General features: G+C 36.1%; 15 protein-coding genes and 1 tRNA gene. 3 read left to right on the top strand and 13 right to left on the bottom strand.

Features of this window, described 5'->3' with window-relative positions; all coding sequences use genetic code 11:
- Positions 1 to 188: 188 nt before the first annotated feature.
- On the top strand, positions 189 to 1,130 hold the full coding sequence (locus IGJ27_RS02465; RefSeq protein WP_178306167.1) for a glycosyltransferase family 2 protein: 942 nt from the start codon (positions 189 to 191) through the stop codon (positions 1,128 to 1,130).
- Positions 1,131 to 1,357: 227 nt separating this feature from the next.
- Here the strand turns inward: IGJ27_RS02465 and IGJ27_RS02460 are convergent, their stop codons facing one another.
- The 3 genes from IGJ27_RS02460 to IGJ27_RS02450 form a co-directional block, all read right to left on the bottom strand.
- Positions 1,358 to 2,839, bottom strand: a complete 1,482-nt coding sequence (locus tag IGJ27_RS02460) for a helix-turn-helix domain-containing protein (RefSeq protein ID WP_178306168.1) — start codon at positions 2,837 to 2,839, stop codon at positions 1,358 to 1,360.
- A 137-nt stretch (positions 2,840 to 2,976) separates the two neighbouring features.
- Positions 2,977 to 3,372 carry a hypothetical protein gene (locus IGJ27_RS02455; protein ID WP_010719991.1) on the bottom strand — a complete coding sequence of 132 codons (396 nt, stop codon included), beginning with the start codon at positions 3,370 to 3,372 and terminating at the stop codon, positions 2,977 to 2,979.
- Between the two features lie 848 nt (positions 3,373 to 4,220).
- Positions 4,221 to 4,293, bottom strand: a tRNA-Thr gene (locus IGJ27_RS02450).
- A gap of 119 nt (positions 4,294 to 4,412) precedes the next feature.
- Between IGJ27_RS02450 and IGJ27_RS02445 the strand changes: the two genes are divergently transcribed.
- The gene (locus IGJ27_RS02445; RefSeq protein ID WP_010719992.1) at positions 4,413 to 4,655 is read left to right on the top strand and encodes a hypothetical protein; all 243 of its coding nucleotides are present in this window, start codon (positions 4,413 to 4,415) and stop codon (positions 4,653 to 4,655) included.
- A gap of 392 nt (positions 4,656 to 5,047) precedes the next feature.
- On the opposite strand, the gene upp is transcribed toward IGJ27_RS02445, so the two are convergent.
- The 7 genes from upp to IGJ27_RS02410 form a co-directional block, all read right to left on the bottom strand.
- Positions 5,048 to 5,677 (bottom strand): uracil phosphoribosyltransferase, encoded by a 630-nt coding sequence (gene upp, locus IGJ27_RS02440; RefSeq protein ID WP_010719993.1) that lies wholly within the window; start codon positions 5,675 to 5,677, stop codon positions 5,048 to 5,050.
- 234 nt (positions 5,678 to 5,911) lie between these two features.
- Positions 5,912 to 6,859, bottom strand: a complete 948-nt coding sequence (locus tag IGJ27_RS02435; RefSeq protein WP_178306169.1) for an alpha/beta hydrolase — start codon at positions 6,857 to 6,859, stop codon at positions 5,912 to 5,914.
- Positions 6,860 to 7,391: 532 nt separating this feature from the next.
- Positions 7,392 to 8,636: a serine hydroxymethyltransferase gene (glyA, locus tag IGJ27_RS02430; protein WP_034699610.1), complete on the bottom strand. Its 1,245-nt coding sequence runs from the start codon at positions 8,634 to 8,636 to the stop codon at positions 7,392 to 7,394.
- A 231-nt stretch (positions 8,637 to 8,867) separates the two neighbouring features.
- On the bottom strand, positions 8,868 to 9,899 hold the full coding sequence (locus tag IGJ27_RS02425) for an L-threonylcarbamoyladenylate synthase (protein WP_178306170.1): 1,032 nt from the start codon (positions 9,897 to 9,899) through the stop codon (positions 8,868 to 8,870).
- Positions 9,900 to 10,090: 191 nt separating this feature from the next.
- Positions 10,091 to 10,930, bottom strand: a complete 840-nt coding sequence (prmC, locus tag IGJ27_RS02420; RefSeq protein WP_161652266.1) for a peptide chain release factor N(5)-glutamine methyltransferase — start codon at positions 10,928 to 10,930, stop codon at positions 10,091 to 10,093.
- Positions 10,923 to 11,996 carry a peptide chain release factor 1 gene (gene prfA, locus IGJ27_RS02415; protein WP_010719998.1) on the bottom strand — a complete coding sequence of 358 codons (1,074 nt, stop codon included), beginning with the start codon at positions 11,994 to 11,996 and terminating at the stop codon, positions 10,923 to 10,925. The genes prmC and prfA overlap by 8 nt, the downstream gene beginning before the upstream one ends.
- 2 nt (positions 11,997 to 11,998) lie before the next feature.
- Complete coding sequence (locus IGJ27_RS02410; RefSeq protein ID WP_010719999.1) at positions 11,999 to 12,583, bottom strand: thymidine kinase; 585 nt, start codon at positions 12,581 to 12,583, stop codon at positions 11,999 to 12,001.
- A 233-nt stretch (positions 12,584 to 12,816) separates the two neighbouring features.
- Between IGJ27_RS02410 and IGJ27_RS02405 the strand changes: the two genes are divergently transcribed.
- Positions 12,817 to 13,425, top strand: a complete 609-nt coding sequence (locus IGJ27_RS02405; protein WP_178306171.1) for a class I SAM-dependent methyltransferase — start codon at positions 12,817 to 12,819, stop codon at positions 13,423 to 13,425.
- 140 nt (positions 13,426 to 13,565) lie between these two features.
- On the opposite strand, the gene lepB is transcribed toward IGJ27_RS02405, so the two are convergent.
- The 3 genes from lepB to IGJ27_RS02390 form a co-directional block, all read right to left on the bottom strand.
- Positions 13,566 to 14,135: a signal peptidase I gene (gene lepB / locus IGJ27_RS02400; protein WP_010720001.1), complete on the bottom strand. Its 570-nt coding sequence runs from the start codon at positions 14,133 to 14,135 to the stop codon at positions 13,566 to 13,568.
- A gap of 207 nt (positions 14,136 to 14,342) precedes the next feature.
- The gene (locus IGJ27_RS02395; RefSeq protein ID WP_178306172.1) at positions 14,343 to 15,116 is read right to left on the bottom strand and encodes a DUF6681 family protein; all 774 of its coding nucleotides are present in this window, start codon (positions 15,114 to 15,116) and stop codon (positions 14,343 to 14,345) included.
- Positions 15,113 to 15,613 carry a hypothetical protein gene (locus tag IGJ27_RS02390; RefSeq protein ID WP_025480242.1) on the bottom strand — a complete coding sequence of 167 codons (501 nt, stop codon included), beginning with the start codon at positions 15,611 to 15,613 and terminating at the stop codon, positions 15,113 to 15,115. Before IGJ27_RS02390 ends, IGJ27_RS02395 begins: the two co-directional genes overlap by 4 nt.
- Positions 15,614 to 15,627: the final 14 nt, after the last annotated feature.

The raw sequence follows: 15,627 nt of genomic DNA, 5'->3' as shown, positions 1-15,627 counted from the left end.
ACTTGCCCTCCTCTACCGTTCTACTATTTTATTTATCTTGTATTATTTTAGCTAAAAATGCAATTTAAAGTTTTATTAAGTGTCAGCTTAATGATAAACTAAAAATGATGATTACTTAAGTAACAGAAAATACAGTTTATTTACTATTCTGTTCGAACAAATAATATTTTCTTGAAAGGATTTATCATATGAAAATATCAATTGTTGTCCCTTGCTATAACGAAGAAAAGACTGTACCGCTTTTTTTCGATGAAGTAGAAAAATTCAAAGACGGACACGAGTTTGAATACTTGTTTATTGATGATGGCTCCTCAGATGGTACGCTACAAGTCATTAAAGCATTAGCGAGAAAATATGAATATGTGAGATTCGTTTCTTTTTCTCGAAATTTCGGAAAAGAAGCTGCCCTCTATGCGGGTTTACAAGCTTCGACTGGGGAGCTAATCACAGTAATGGACGTTGATTTACAAGATCCTCCAGAATTACTACCACTCATGATTGAAAAAATCACGACAACTGACATTGATTGCGTAGGAACGAGACGCTCAACAAGAGAAGGAGAACCAGTGATTCGGAGTTTCTTCGCTAAACGGTTCTATCAGTTGATCAATAAAATCAGTGACACAGAAATGGTAGATGGTGCAAGAGATTTCCGCTTGATGACTCGACAGATGGTTGATGCTGTTTTAGAGTTAACCGAGTACAATCGTTTTTCAAAAGGATTATTTAGTTGGGTCGGTTTCAAAACAGAGTATCTTTCTTTTGAAAACCGTGAACGAGTGGCTGGTGAAACCTCTTGGTCCTTTTGGAAATTATTCAATTATTCGATTGATGGAATCGTCAATTTTTCAGATGCACCACTAACGATCGCCTCTTTCACTGGCGCTCTTTCTTGTATTGGTTCGGGAATTGCTATTTTATTTATCATTGCACGAGCATTATTATTTGGTGACCCGACAGCCGGCTGGCCTTCAATGGTATCGATCTTTTTATTTATCGGCGGCATCCAATTACTATGCCTAGGGATCATTGGCAAATACATTGGTAAAATTTTCCTTGAAACCAAACAACGCCCCGTTTATATCATACGTGAAACAGAACAAACCATCGTTTCTCGTGAAAAAGAATAAATCATGAATACTGACCGTGGTGAGAATAGCTATTTCTATTTCGAGATGTTCTCCCTTCGTGCCCAAGGTTTTCTCTATAAAAAAAACACCTGAAATGAGCGTTTGATTTCAGGTGTTTTTTTATTTTTCTAGTTAGCAAATACATTACTTCTAAACACAACAATAACATTCCGATAAAGCTATTGAATAAATCTCTGTCACATTATAGGCAAGTAAAAGAAAAAAGACTAGCTGGTAGAGGAAACATTGGACGTTTCCTTTTGATTTACGACATTTTTTTCGCTGATGCATTGTTTAATTTGTTTAATTAGTTCTTGCCAATTATGATTGTTGGGCAATCGTTGCCATAAGATATGGGTACATTGAAGGTTTCCTAAATGAAAGTCAGAAATATAGATATCCGTTTTCGAAGAAATAACTTTTTCAATGACTATTTTTCCAGCTAAGGAATATTGGAGATGTTCTGCAATAAACTCTTCATACGCTTTTCCATAAGAAAAATCCAACGTAATATAAACAGCTTCTTCAACTGCTTCTAAGGGAAAATTTTCAATCAATTCCATCATATAGTACATGTATAAATCTGCTTTTTCTTCTTCATTAAGTAAAATAGAACGAGCTGTTTCCATAATGGTTTCATTGACTTTCTGATCAAATAAAGGATATTCTTCTCTTAAAAATTGAAAATTATGGATATTTCCAAAACGATGATGGATATCGGGCATAAATAACAACCGTTCATGTATCGGTTGCACATTTTTCAATAACACTTTAAACAGACGTTGATCAACAAAAGTTGAATCAGCAATACCTTTTAGCATACTTGAATAATTATTGTTAAAAATTGACAGTGTCGGATCTAGTTCAGAAAAATCTAGACAAGACTTCTTATCAATGATCCGATTAACATATAAATAGGCATACAAGACTGAAGCTTCTTTTACTGCTACTGTATCTGATATTTGGTACTCTGTCTTCAATTTTCCTGCAAGTTTTTGAACCAATATTGAGGTCTGATCAACTTTGATCGTCAGATGTGCTTCATCCAAATACGCTTTTCTCTGAATCCGAAGCGCACTGATTGATAGAAATAAAGATAATTTATAACGTAAACTATTACGGATTCTAATTCTAAAAAATTGTTCGATCCAAAATACAAGCCGATCACTTTGGTTTTTTTGTTGCTCAGTAAAAGGGGAATCAATCCCATTCAAATTATGGAGAATGCCATACCCTACCGAGCGAATCTTCCATTCATTCCCTACTATCTTATTTTTCTTAATAATGAGATGATCTTTTTCTAACAATTTATTGATTCGTTTTTTATAAAGATATAAAGAAGAATTTGAAATGTAATGATCGGTCGTAAATTTATTAATCGGTCGGTTTGAAAACAGCAGGAAAATAAGCAGCTGATAAGTTAGCGAACTATTTAAATAGTGCTGACGTAATTTAAGAATGTTCTCATCACAAATAAAAGAATATACTTGAATAACGCCCCGCTTTACGATAAAAAAATCATTTAAGCATAATTTCTGTTCTAGCTCCATTTTCAACTCATGAATTAATTTACTTAATTTAAATTTAGATATACCTGTTTTCTGCGCTAAAAAAGAGATTTCTACTCTTTCACCAAGTTTTGTCTGAATAAGTTCCAAAAGTTTAATTTTCATTTTTGAGTTTTCATCTAGCAACTGAACGATATCCATTTCGCCATTCCTTTCCCTAATTACTTCCAGTAGATGAATTCAATACACTAGAAGTATGTTAATTATTCAGTTTTGCTCTTTTTCCAAAAGACCTGATAGTCTTCAAGAGCATTGAATCCTATTCCAAACATTTCGAATCAGAGGCTAGAAAGGTTCTTTTCGTTCGTTTTTGACAAACTTCGTTGTTTTATTTGTTGCTGTGTAGTTGGTTTTATTTGCTGTTTTATTTGCTGATGAACTTGATAAACGATCTGTTTTACTTCATTTTTATTTATATTTTGAGTTTCAACAAGCTCTTTATTTTGAAGTTGACTAGGAATTTTAGGCGCTTCATTTATCGTTATTTTATGGTAAACATAAGTAACTGGTTGATACTGATCATTCAATGCATCCATACGCTCATCTGAAAACTTGCTCTCATCCAAAAGATTTCTTTCAAGTGTTGCTGCGTAAGCAAATGTTGTCCCGTTAGTAAGAACCTGACCAACAACTAACCCCATCACCAATACCTGATAAATTTTTTTCTTTTTCATTTTTCCCTCCTAATTTAAAATAAATTCAAATATATAATTAGAATAGAGTGTTTTTTATTGAATAAACACCAATTTTTTCCGTTTTTTTCTATTTTTTTCACTTTTAAAATAAAAAATAATAGTATTATGAAGGTTTGCTGATGTTTGCATATAAATATGAAAAATAAATAACTAATTTCAAGTGAATTTTTTTTGATCGTCAAATTTCTTCAACTTTTAAATCAGAAGGTCATGAAGCAAGATCATACAGACCATCGTTTATTTCAATATAAAAATACAACTACAGAACTAGTTCGCTATCATTAATAACGACAAATAAATAACCAATAAAAAAATCGGTATAACATTTTAAAAATTAGTAATCTATATTTACAGTGAAAAAAAAAGGCGACTTAGATAGCAAAAAAAGGAATAATGTGCCAAATAATTGACTTGATTTAAGAAAAAAATCATTTCCTATCCGCTTTTTTCCTAACCATAATTTTACATTTATTAGAAATCCCACTTAGTTTTTTTATAAAAAAGAACGAAACCTCTAGTTGTGCCAAACTCCTTTAATTTTCAACAGTTTTATGAGTCCATCTGTTTTAGCACTTGATGGCTGTCATTTGTTCAACAAAAAAACATCAAAACTAGTAGAATCTACTAATTTTGATGTTTAAAAATTGGTTGAAGAACCAGATCTTGATGCTTCTTCTCAGTTATTGAATAGTAAAATAGATCCAGAATCGACATCCCCGTATCCGCTATTTTTAATGATGTTCCTTCCTCTTCTTTTCAAATTCCTTACGAAAAAAAGCAACGATCTCAAAATAAAAAATCTTTGAAATCGTTGCTTTTATAAATGATGCCAGCTGCAGGGATCGAACCTGTGACCTACGCGTTACGAGTGCGTTGCTCTACCAACTGAGCTAAGCTGGCGTTTCCATATGAAATTATATACGTATTTTAAAAATTTGTAAAGGCACAAGTGTAAATTTCGTTCTATTTCATGATTTTTTTCATAAAACGTGGTATAATTGATATGAAAGGCAGGTTTTATGAAAATGGCAACGTTTGGAAAATTTGATACAACTATCGTACCGTCAGAATTTGGGGAAAAATTTACGATCGACACTCACGTGACATTTATGATTCATGGAACACCGCAAACTGGAACAATTTCAAAACAACTGAAAAACTCGGCTGTGGTTGAAATTGACAAAACAGATGAAAATGCCAATTTAATGACGCAAAGCAAAGGTGTAATCATCATCAATTACAAAGAATTGAAGAAAATTTAACACTGACCATCTCTGCGTTTTTTGGGATGGTTTTTTTATTTGAAAAATTTCATCAACTATCTAGGATTACTTATTCCATTCATGTCATCATAAACGTGCCTATTGTTCTCTCTAACTTAAAAATAGTTTTTTTCTCACATCAATAAAGACTTATGAGATGTCAAAAACTATCCTCTATTCTTTTGCTGTTCCTCTTGTTCACTTAAGATTCCGCAAGACTCCATCCGTTTTTTCAAATTCCGTATATTCTTTGATCCATCTTCTTGCAGCTATTCTTTGAATAAACTACTTTCTATCAAAACCATGATAAATTACTAGAATTAATAACAAACAAAAAACCATAATAGAATAAGAAATCCTACTATGGTTTGGTGCCTTAGCGTTTATTATTTTTATTTCGTACCAAATAAACGGTCCCCTGCATCGCCTAGACCTGGAACGATGTAGCCGTGTTCATTCAATTTTTCATCTAATGCAGCTGTGTAGATATCAATATCTGGATGTGCTTCTTGTAAAGCTTTTACACCCTCTGGAGCAGCTACTAGACAAACAAATTTGATATTTGAAGCGCCACGTTCTTTTAATGCATCGATCGCCATGATCGCTGAGCCACCTGTCGCTAACATTGGGTCAACAACAAATAATTGTCGTGCATCGATATCTTCAGGTAATTTTACGAAATATTCATGAGGTTCAAATGTTTCTTCGTCACGGTATAACCCGATATGTCCGACTTTCGCAGCTGGGATCAATTCTAAAATACCGTCAACCATCCCAATACCTGCTCGTAGAATCGGAATGATCGCTACTTTTTTACCAGATAACGTTTTTTGAGTTGTTTCTGTAATCGGTGTTTCGATTACGATATCTTCTAATGGCATGTCACGTGATACTTCATATGCCATCAACATAGCAATTTCGTCGACAACCTCACGGAAAACTTTTGTTCCACAGTCTTTGTCACGAATAATAGTTAGTTTATGTTGGATCAATGGATGGTCGATTACTTGGAATTTGCCCATTTTTCTGGTCTCCTTTGTTCTGTCGTTTCTTTTTAATTGTAAAACAAAAAGACCCAATTGACTAGTCAAACCAACAACTTTTCAAAAGAAAATAAAATAAATAAAACAACAGTAATCAAAAATAAAAAAAAGCAGTAAAAAATAACAAAAAAGCTTTAAACAATGAATTTTTTTGTTATTTTTACTGTCTTTTAGTCAGATTAATATTACACATATCTGGTTATATAAATAGGATTATCGATCCTGCTGTAACCACTGAGTCGCTAAAAGCATCGCTGCTCTGGTAGCATTGGTTTGGTCCAATGAATTGACCATCACAAAATCATGGATCATCCCTTGAAAACGAACCTGGGCGACTGCCACACCTGCATCACGTAACTTCCGAGCATAAGCTTCTCCTTCGTCTCTTAAAACATCCGCTTCACCAGTTAAAATCAAAGCTGGTGGTAAGTCTGCCAACTCTTCAGAAGTCGCTCGTAATGGTGATGCGGTGATTTCTGACCGCTCTGAATCATCAGTTGTATATTGGTCCCAAAACCATTTCATTCCTTCTTTTGTTAAAAAATAGTTTTCGGCAAATTCTTGATAAGAATCAGTAGTGAAATTGGCATCCGTCACCGGATAAAACAAAAGTTGTTTTTGGATGGGCAACCCTTGGCGTTCTTTGGTTAAAATAGTCATTACAGTTGCCATATTACCTCCAACTGAATCGCCCGCTACCGCTAATTCAGATAAATCTAACCCTTTTGATTCCGCTAGTTCACTTAGCTTTTGTAAGACTGCATAGCTTTGTTCGATCGCTGTTGGATATTTTGCTTCCGGCGAGCGGCTGTACTCTGGAAAAACGACGACCGAGTTCGTGCGAACGGCTAATTCACGAATCAACTTGTCATGAGTTTGTGCGCTACCAAAAACCCAACCAGCTCCATGAATATAGAAAATCACTGGTAATTTATCAGTATTTCCTTCTGGACGGACAAAACGAACGTTGATGGACCCCCATCGACCAGTATCAACCGTTAAATCTTCAATGTCGACTGGTAGTTTATCAACGGGCGATTCTTGGACTCTTTCTAATAGCGCTCGTCCTTCTTCAGGTGGTAATTCGTAGATTCTTGGGTGGGGAGCATTTGCATCACTAAATTCGATTGCTGATTTTTCTAATGAGATTCGTTCGGTCATCATGGTTCCTCCCTAGATTATAATAAAAAGCCAAATTACACCTCATATACTAGTGAGCCCCAATGAAAAAGTCAAAAAATCAGTTTGTTTGTTTTCTCTCAAACTCAATCAACATAAGCATTCCCCATACTTCCCCCAGTACCTGCGTCTTAGTTTATCCAATCATTAAAACAAAACCTCAACACTTCCACACCTAATCCATCTCAGTCCTATATCTCAGGCTATTTTAAATAGATCTCACCAATGTATTCGTGCTGCATCGATAGAAGAACACTTTTGCCTAAATAAAACTAAAACACCCAAAAGAAGCGATTCCAACAACTTTCCCTTGAAAAAGTATCCACACACAATAAGCCATTTCAAAAAATAATCCAAAGAATTCCAAAAACAGGAGAAGCGATTTTGGATTCTTCGGATTATTTTTAATACACAGTAAATTTTAGCAAACTAAGAATTTTGAAACAGTTGCTTTTTTATGTCTGCTGATGGTACTTCTTGCGTTAAGCGACTCGTTTTGTAGTGATTATTCCTTTTATTTATTATATAAAGGATATTTTTCAGTCAATTCACGCACACCAGCTTTGACTTCAGCTAATTCGGCTTCATTCTCTTTGGCTTGTAAAGCTTTGACGATCAATTCCGCCACCTTCGCAGCATCTTCTTCTTTGAAGCCTCTTGTAGTAATTGCTGGAGTACCGATACGGATACCGCTAGTCTTGAACGGGCTAAGTGTTTCAAATGGAATTGAATTTTTGTTAACCGTAATATTCACACTATCTAAAATACTTTCGGCTTCTTTCCCGTTTAACTCTAATCCACGGACATCGATTAAAACTAAATGATTATCCGTTGCGCCAGAGACCACTCTTGTACCGATTGCTTGATTGAAGACTTTTGCCATCGCTTTGGCATTAGCAATAATCTGTTCACTGTATTCTTTAAATTCAGGTGTCAATGCTTCTTTGAATGCTGCTGCTTTCCCTGCAATGACATGCTCTAGTGGTCCACCTTGGATGCCAGGGAAAACTGCACTATTGATTTTTTTCGCTAATTCTTCATTATTGGTCAAAATCATACCACCACGTGGTCCACGTAATGTTTTATGAGTGGTTGTCGTAGTAATGTCCGCATAAGGGATTGGACTTGGATGGACACCAGCTGCAACTAAGCCAGCGATATGTGCCATATCAACCATTAATTTCGCACCTACTTCATCAGCGATTTCTCTAAATTTTTCAAAATCAATGATTCTACCATAGGCACTTGCTCCGGCAACGATCAATTTTGGTTGATGTTTTCTAGCTAAAATCCGCACAACATTGTAATCAATGACTTCTGTTGTTGGATCAACACCATAGGCTACAAAATGGTACGTTTTTCCACTAAAGTTCACAGGAGAACCATGAGTCAAATGTCCACCTGCTGAAAGATCCATCCCTAAAATCGTGTCACCAGGTTCTACTAAAGCAAGATATGCTGCCGTGTTCGCTTGTGAACCAGAATGAGGTTGAACATTGACAAATTTTGCACCGAATAATTCTTTTGCACGATCGATCGCTAAACTTTCGACGATATCGACAAATTCACAGCCACCATAATAACGATGCCCAGGGTAACCTTCTGCATATTTATTTGTCAAGATACTTCCTTGAGCCGCCATCACTGCTTCAGAGACAAAATTTTCGGAAGCGATAAGTTCCAAATTATTTTCTTGTCTTTCTTCTTCTTTTGCGATTGCTGCCCATAAATCTGGGTCAAACGTTTTGTAGTCTACCACACACAACAGCTCCTTCTTATTGTTTACTAAGAAATCATGAATCAACTAGCAATCTAGGCACGATCAGCTAAAATCCTTAACTGGTCATTCAGATCGCTGTAAAAAGCTATATCTCACGAATGATTGCTGATTCTTTCTCTTTTGAACATGATCTCTCAGTTTTATTCAAATTTATTCAAGTAGAGTTTACTTTATTGCATTGTATCATAATAAAGTATGGGTACAAGCTACCTACGTTCTTTTTTCAAAATATTTTTGTCCCGCTGATTTTTTTAAGCGATTCATATAAGCATTTCCCAGACCTTCTTCTGGAAATACTGCAACAAAGATCATATCAAGTCCAAGATTCTTCTCATCTAACCCACGTAACCCTGCAAATAATCCTTTCGTAGCGGCTTCTACTGAATCATCAAAATACATGTAGACTGCTGCTACATCAAAACGAACAGCTTCAGCAATTTTAGGACCTGCAATTACTCCAACACGCAAATGTTCTTCTTTCGCCCATTTTACAGCGGCTTCCCAATCATTTTCTTGGACCATCATGACTTGCGTATCAGGCGAATAGTGCTTATATTTCATTCCCGGTGATTTAGGTGTTTCAGTGCTTTGGACTAAATGACGATCAACGGCTACCTTTCCACCGATCACTTTTTCAAGCTGTTCTTTGGTCACCGCTCCTGGACGTAAAATCATGGGTTCACGATTCGGATCACTGAGATCGATCACGGTTGATTCCACACCAATTCGGGTTGCACCATCATCAATGATCCCATTGATTTTTCCTTTTAAATCATGGTAGACATGTTCCGCAGTCGTTGGACTAGGTTTTCCCGAAGTATTCGCACTAGGACCAACAATTGGTATACCAGCTAATTGGATGACTTCAAGTGTTTTTTTGTTATCTGGCATACGAAAAGCAGCTGTGGATAACCCACCTGTTACAATAGGTGGTAAAGACCTTTTTTTGATCTCAAAAATAAGTGTTAAGGGACCTGGCCAGAAATGATTGACGATTTTTTCCGTTAAAGGATGAAAGTTATCCACAAATTGTTTTACTTGCTCAAACGATGAAACATGGACAATCAAAGGATTATCTTGTGGACGACCTTTGACCGAAAACACTTCGGTTACCGCTTCAGGCAAAAGTGCATTAGCGCCTAGTCCATAGACAGTTTCAGTTGGAAAAGCAACGAGTTCGCCACTTTTTAATGCTTGTGCTGCTTCTGATAATTGTTCTTCATGATAATAGTTTGTTTCCACAGTCTATCCACACCCTCATTTTTCAATATGCTTGATTTATTCTACTTTATCCTCATGTTATCAACAGAGTGTTGATAACTATTTTGTCAATAGTGGATAAGTATGTTGATAAGTCAATAACTCGTTTTCATCCTTGTAAAATCAATGTTTTTTTATGATAAAAAAACATAAAAAATATTTTTCATCCACAATCAGCTCATCACAGAAACTATTCGTTCATTTCCAAATAAATCTTTATGAATACTTACTTGTTTATTGGGGAATGCCGTTTGAAAGATTTGTTTCACGGTCTCCCCTTGGCTAAATCCTATTTCCAAAAATAGTTTTCCCTCTGGTTTCAAACATTGTTTTGCTTCTTTTGCTATTTTTTTATAGATGGCTAATCCTTCATCTTCGGCAAATAATGCCATTTTAGGTTCAAATGTCCGAACACTTTCATCCATCAATTCCCATTCATCGAAACGAATATACGGCGGGTTGGAAATAATGACGTCAAAGGTTTGATCACTGACCGGTGCCAGTGTATCTCCATGATAAAAATGGATCGCCAGTCCAGCTTGTTGCGCATTCTCTTTCGCTACTGAAAGAGCTGCTGGAGATAAGTCCACAGCCGAAACGTCCCAGTTCTTTCTTGCAGCTTTTAAACTGATCGCAATTGCCCCTGTTCCTGTTCCAATATCTATGACCTTCAAGTTTTGTTCTGACGTTTCTTGCAAACATCGTTCAACTAATTCTTCTGTTTCCGGTCTAGGGATCAAAGTGTCCTCTGTCACTTTTAGGCGGTGACCATAAAAGTCAGCATACCCCAACAAATATTGAGGCGGATAATTGTTCATCAAATGCTCCAGATCTTGTTCGATCATCTGTTGATCTTCGCTAGAAATGGGCTCATTCATCTGCAACAACCAATCAAGTTTTTGCCAGCCTTTACGTTCAAGAAAAAGAAATTGGATACTATGACCTTCTTTTCCATGATCTTCTAAAAAAGAAGAAGCCCGTGATAGGACTTCTAAATACGTGGTCTTACCCATTTTGCATTTCTTCCAATTTTGATGTTTGGTCATACATGATCAACGCATCCACGATCTCATCCATTTTTCCAGCAAGGATTTGATCTAATTTTTGGATAGTTAAACCAATACGATGATCAGTCACACGGTTTTGCGGGAAATTATACGTACGGATCCGCTCAGAGCGATCACCCGTTCCAACGGCTGATTTACGGTTTGCATCGTATTCACTTTGTGCTTCTTGTTGGATTTTATCATAGACACGGGCACGTAAAATCTTCATGGCTTTTTCACGGTTTTTCAGCTGTGAACGTTCATCTTGCATTGCTACCACGATTCCAGTAGGTAAATGAGTTAGACGAACTGCCGATGCTGTTTTATTGACGTGCTGACCGCCAGCCCCTGATGCATGATAGATATCTGTTCTGATATCTTTATCTTCAATATCGATTTCTACTTCTTCTGCTTCTGGCATGACCACAACGGTTGCTGTTGATGTGTGGATTCGTCCTTGTGATTCTGTAGATGGCACTCGTTGTACACGATGCGCACCACTTTCATATTTTAATTTTGAATAGACATTTTCTCCAGAGATCATCATGATCACTTCTTTATAGCCACCGATACCAGTAATACTTGCCTCCATCACTTCCGTTTTCCAACCTTGTGATTCTGCATATTTCTGATACATGTTGAATAAGTCACCAGCAAATAACGCTGCTTCATCTCCACCTGCTGCCCCACGGATTTCCATGATGATGTTTTTATCATCGTTCGGGTCCTTTGGTAGTAATAAGATTTTGATTTTTTCTTCTAATTCTTCTTTTTCTTTTTTCAAATCAGATAATTCTTCTTTGGCCATTTCAGCCATTTCATCATCTAACTTTTCACCTAATAGCTCTTCTGTATCTTTGATCCCTTGTACGACATCTTTGTAACGACGGTAGACATCAACAGTTTCACGAGTGTTTGCTTCTTCTTTTGACAATTGCATAAAACGTTTCGTATCTGAAATTACTTCTGGATCGCTTAGTAGCTCGCCCAGTTCTTCATAACGGTCTTCAATTGCTTGTAATTGATCGTACATCTTTATTCTCCTTCTGTCATAATTGATGGTTCAAAATAGTGTTTCCGACAAACGGGGTAATAGGCTTCATTTCCACCAATTTGTACCTGATCCCCCTCGTAAACTGGTTGACCATCGATATAATGTAAATTCATGATTGCTTTCTTATGGCAGAACCAACAGATCGTTTTCATCTCTTCGATTTTGTCTGCATAAAGCAATAGATATTTTGATCCTTCAAATAACTCATTTCTAAAATCATTCTTCAAACCAAATGCCATCACCGGAATGTTTAATTCATCAACAATTTTCGTAAACGCAATTACGTGTTTTTTCTTTAAAAATTGCGCCTCGTCGATCAATATACAATATGGCTTATCCTCCATTTGAAAAATGACATCAAAGACATCTGTTTCTTCAAAAATCGGCGTGGCTTCTCTTTTTAACCCAATACGACTAGAGACAACACCAACACCATCTCTGGTATCGATCCCACTTGTCATCAAGACAACTGGTTTATTCTGTTCTTCATAATTATGTGCGACTTTTAAGATCTCAATTGTCTTGCCGCTATTCATTGCGCCATACTTAAAAAATAGTTGTGCCATTTACTTGCTCACCTTCCAGTTTGTTCCTATGGTATTATACTTGATTTTCATTATTTTTTACAGTGAGAATTTTTCATCTGGTAAAAACGTTACTTTAGATTAAAACACTCATACATTTAAAACAATGGCTGCGTGTCTTTCAATTCTTCAAGATCAACTAGTGGTTTGGGAAAACAGATTTTTTTGCTATACTTAATAAAATTCATCTAACTTATGAAGTCAGGAGTGACCTTATGTCAGAAATCTTCAATCAAATCGCAAACCATTATGATACTCCCGAAAGAAAAGCACTAGCAAAAATTATTCAAGGCGAACTAATTTCTCAACTACCTTCTTCCACCAAAGAACTGACTTTTATGGATTATGGCGGAGGTACCGGATTGGTTTCGTTAGCTTTAGCTGACCGATTCAAGCAACTTCTTCTAGTTGATTCCTCTGATGCGATGCTAACAATTGCTGAAGACAAAATTAAGACTAGCGGATTAACAAACGTCTCTTCGGTAACGTTCGATGCCACAACCGAATCCATCGATCAAAAAATCGATCAAAAAGTAGATCTTATTTTGATGTCATTAGTCCTACTGCATATTCCTGACACACGTTTGATCTTAGAAAAACTCTACCACATGCTTACGCCAAACGGTCAACTTTTGATCATTGATTTTGATCACAATGATGCGATCAACCATCCAAAAGTCCATAATGGATTTGACCATGAAGCACTTATGGCTCTACTTGAACAAATTGGGTTTCATTCCACGAATATCTACACTTTTCACTCTGGTAAAAATTTATTCATGAACCAAGATGCTTCTTTGTTTTTTGCTAGCGGAAAAAAATAAAAAATAAGCCACAGAATCCTTAAAATAGGAAAAACTATTTCGGATTCTGTGGCTTATTTTCTGGGCTAGACAACTTGGTCATGACCACTGTTGCCTACATTTTTGCTCATGCTCTTTCTGATACCTGCTCAGAAAGAGACTTAAAAGATTTTGATTTCGTTCAAAGGCCAGTAACGGAAAACTACTTTTCCTTGAATCATGTCTGCATCCACCAAGCCAAATATTCGGCTATCTTTAGAGATCAAACGATTATCTCCTAAAACTAAATATTTTCCTTTGGGCACGACATATTCAAAATCACTTGTGAAATGCTGCGAATTTTCAGCCTGTGCTTGGAAAGCTTCACTGTAAGAATATTCATTCTGCAATTTATCTTTCGCAAAATCTTTTTTAAACTCATTTAAATAAGACTCATTATATTTTTTACCATTAATCGTCAATTGATCATTTTCCATTTTCACGGTATCGCCCGGCATGCCAATGATTCGTTTAACGATCATTCGTTCTTCATCTCCAGGTTCTTTCGTCGTGATAATATCAAAGCGTTCATACTTTGAGATTTTCGACGAGATCAATCGTTGACCATCACTCAACGTCGGATCCATTGAATGTCCATTAACGGTAACTGGCGTAAATACATAGACCCGAGCTAATAAAATAGCTGCTAGTACTACGATCAAAATACCCCAATTTTTAAAAAATTCTTTCACAACATACCTCCCGCTTTACTTTTGTTTTCTCTTCGTATTATTCAATTGATTTTTTTATTGTTCTTTTTTATTTTACCTTTTTTAGAAAGTAAAGGAAAGAATAAGAATACATCACGTATAACTCTATTTTTTTCTTTTATTATTCAAAGGGAGATTCTGTCATTTTTCATCCACAATTTTCCAACCTGTCTTGATCAACGTGATCCATTAACTTCGTGAATGCTTTCTTCGTTGACTTCTACTGTAAACCATTGCTTCATTTTCTGGTTGTTCTTTTTTCACGATAAGTTTTAAACGATAAGGCTCATGATACCTTAAGCCTTCTTTGACGAAGTCACCACCTACAATAAACAACCCAACTGGTTCGAGCTTTTCATCAGCCGAATCCATAAGAATCGTTCCAACAGGGGTTAAATCCGAGTAGCTGCGCCCAATACTCAACTGATATTCTTTTTCTGCTACTTTTTTAACGTAATAATAAGGATAAAGTGTGTTACGATCCACAAGATAGCCATCCATTCTTCCTAGATCATTTGTTTTAATCTCACCATTCCCGATTAAATAACGCATGTTTTCAGCTAATCGCAATTGATAATCTTCATCATAAGAAACACTGACTTCTTTCGTGTTCACTTTATCGATTGCACCGCTATTCAGCATCGCTTCTTCTGTTTGAATATTGAATGCTTCTTCCGGTAAATATTTGACAAACAATTGTGTCACATCCGCTTTGGTATTCTTATCCAGAAAGTAATAAAACACATTCAAAATGATAAAATACACTAACACTAAAAAGCCGATTCCATACAAGAAAAATTGTAAGTAATTTTGGTTTTGCCAAAGTCCATAAATAATCCGTAAAAGATACATCGTTGGGATCACACTTAAAATCGTATAGCCTCGATTTAAATATTTAGGACTAATATCTAAATAACCTAAAAACTTATGCACGCTATTGATAATATCTAATAAAATTGTCATTGTGAATCACCTGCTTGCTGATTATACACTTGCTTCCCATCTGTATTTTGGGTTGGCGTTACATTTTTCACGGTAGCCTCTCCACTATCTTGTCCTTCAGTACTTGGTGTCGTATTACTTGGTACTGTTGACGAACTTGAGCTTGGTTCTGTATGATTTCCTCCATTGATCGCATTCGTATCACTGGTTTCGGATGAACTGCTTCCTTGCTTGTCAGACTTTTCTTTCGAACTACTTGGTTGCTCTGTAGAATACGTATTTTCATTGGTTGAACTCGTATTTTCTTCCCATGTGCTCGATGAATCATTCGTCTGATCCAGTGTTGTCGACGTTTCATTAGATGTGGTCTCTGGTGTTGATGTTGGTGTTGTTTCTTCCACCGAACTTGAACTAGGGGTACGATAACTTGAACTGTTGACAACACCGGTCGCAGTAGCAACGATTGTTGAAATAGTTAAGACTGCTATTGGTTTCAAAATAGGTGCTACTTTTCGCATCATATCTCTTCCTT

Origin of the sequence: Enterococcus sp. DIV1726a (genome assembly GCF_051710985.1) — a bacterium.
GTDB classification, from domain to species: Bacteria; Bacillota; Bacilli; order Lactobacillales; family Enterococcaceae; genus Enterococcus_B; species Enterococcus_B hirae.
The sequence above is the reverse complement of the archived record's forward strand: the minus strand, read 5'-3'. Positions and strand labels throughout refer to the sequence as shown.